Origin of the sequence: methanotrophic endosymbiont of Bathymodiolus puteoserpentis (Logatchev) (assembly GCF_900128525.1) — a bacterium.
GTDB lineage: Bacteria > Pseudomonadota > Gammaproteobacteria > Methylococcales > Methylomonadaceae > Methyloprofundus.
This window is the reverse complement of the sequence record NZ_FQTQ01000091.1, coordinates 1-1,647: the sequence shown is the minus strand read 5'-3', so window position 1 is coordinate 1,647 and position 1,647 is coordinate 1. Positions and strand designations below refer to the sequence as shown.

Here is a 1,647-nt window from a genome sequence, read left to right as displayed (position 1 = left end):
TAAGCAATTTATGGCTTTAGCAGGATAGTTATGCCTAAAGACAAGGCGTAACTCGTTTTCAATAATACTTGCGACATAACCATTAATTACCAGCTTTTAGAGAATACCCTTAGTGATCTCTAGTAATTATAAATATTTGCTGTGCACCTCTATTCACTTTTTGATAAAATTATATTTTACTTATGGACAAGATTACGTAAATGAAAATCAAACACTTATTACGATTTTCAAGAGATTGGGTAAGAAGAATTTTTGGGATTCTGCTATTTGACATTGCGCTTGAACCTGCAACACTTCCAATCTCAAATCTGAAGCATATTGTATTTATTCGCTGGGATGCAAAATGGGGTGATGCCATCGTTTCTTCATTTGTATTCGAGCACTTACGAAAGACATATCCTGAGATTAAAATCAGTGTAGTTACATCAGTAGCGATGTCTGACTATTTTCGAAATTATGTAGATGTTAACCAAGTTATTGAGATACCTAAAAGACCTTCTTATAAACGATTAAAAATACTTGCAGAGCAGCTAGGAGCTGTTGATTTACTGGTTCATTTTTCATTTATGAAAATGAAAGATCTATATTTTCTGAGTGAAGTACAGGCTATGAATGTTGCTGGCTTAGATGATGAGATTCAACGAGTTAATATTAAATTAGGAAGAGATACACAAGGTAAACATTTTGCACAGAAGTTTGTAGTTCTTCTTGAACATTTAGGTATCGAAGCAATAACACCAAAATATCAAGTCCCTTTAAATATTAAGGCAGTAGCAAAATCTGAACGATTCTTAGCCATGAAAGGAGAACGTCCGTTATTAGTAATTAATCCTTACGGCAGCAGTAAAAAACGCAAATTAAACACACTTACTACTAAAAAAATAATCATTGAGGCTCTTAAATTACGGCCTAATATAAATATCGCTATTTTGTCTACACCAGAAACAATTTCTGAGGTTCACGAACTATGCATTAATTTAGATCGTAATAATGTGTTCTATTATCCTGAGTGTAAGACAATTTATGATGCGATAGCTTTAGTGTCTAAAGCTGAGTGGGTAATTTCTGTAGATACGGCAATAGTGCATATCGCATCAGGTTTAAATAAACCCTTACTTGCACTTTATAACCCAGGTGAAAAAAATTATTCTAATTGGCATCCAAATTCTAATAAAGCATTAACTTGCTTCGCTAAGAAAGTAAACTCACTTGATATAAATGCACTTAACTGGACGCAGTTATTCGCCTCTTTATCAGAATTACTTCAATTATAAAGCCCACATATGGCAACTGAAGCTCCCCTATTTTTAGGAGTGTATCTGGATAGGTGGTGTTTTTTTAATAGGTTTGCCCTACTCTACTCCCAATGCCAATGAATAATCGAGAAACTTTATGTATTGCTACAGTTAGCTTTTCCATTAATGGAAACTTCAGATATTGCAATTAGAGTCAACTTGATTGAATTTGAAAAGTCATAAACAATACTAATTTAACCTACCTTTAGGAGATAGCAATGGACGAAACTTCCAAAACGAATAAGCTACGCAGCAAAGCGTTTGTTAAACAATACTGGTTCTGTCGCATTAATGGGTAAATTCTGAGATAATTCCCCCTTATTTCCCAATGTGCATAAAATAAAATCATGAT

General features: G+C 33.6%; 1 protein-coding gene. It reads left to right on the top strand.

All coding sequences use genetic code 11. From position 1 onward, the window contains the following. The first annotated feature begins 200 nt into the window (after positions 1-200). Positions 201-1,274 (top strand): glycosyltransferase family 9 protein, encoded by a 1,074-nt coding sequence (locus tag BQ7314_RS07560; RefSeq protein WP_174483093.1) that lies wholly within the window; start codon positions 201-203, stop codon positions 1,272-1,274. The last annotated feature ends 373 nt before the right edge of the window (positions 1,275-1,647 follow it).

Coding starts and splice junctions, on each gene's coding strand:
- BQ7314_RS07560 (WP_174483093.1), top strand. CDS start 201: ATGAAAATCAAACACTTATTACGATTTTCAAGAGATTGGGTAAGAAGA.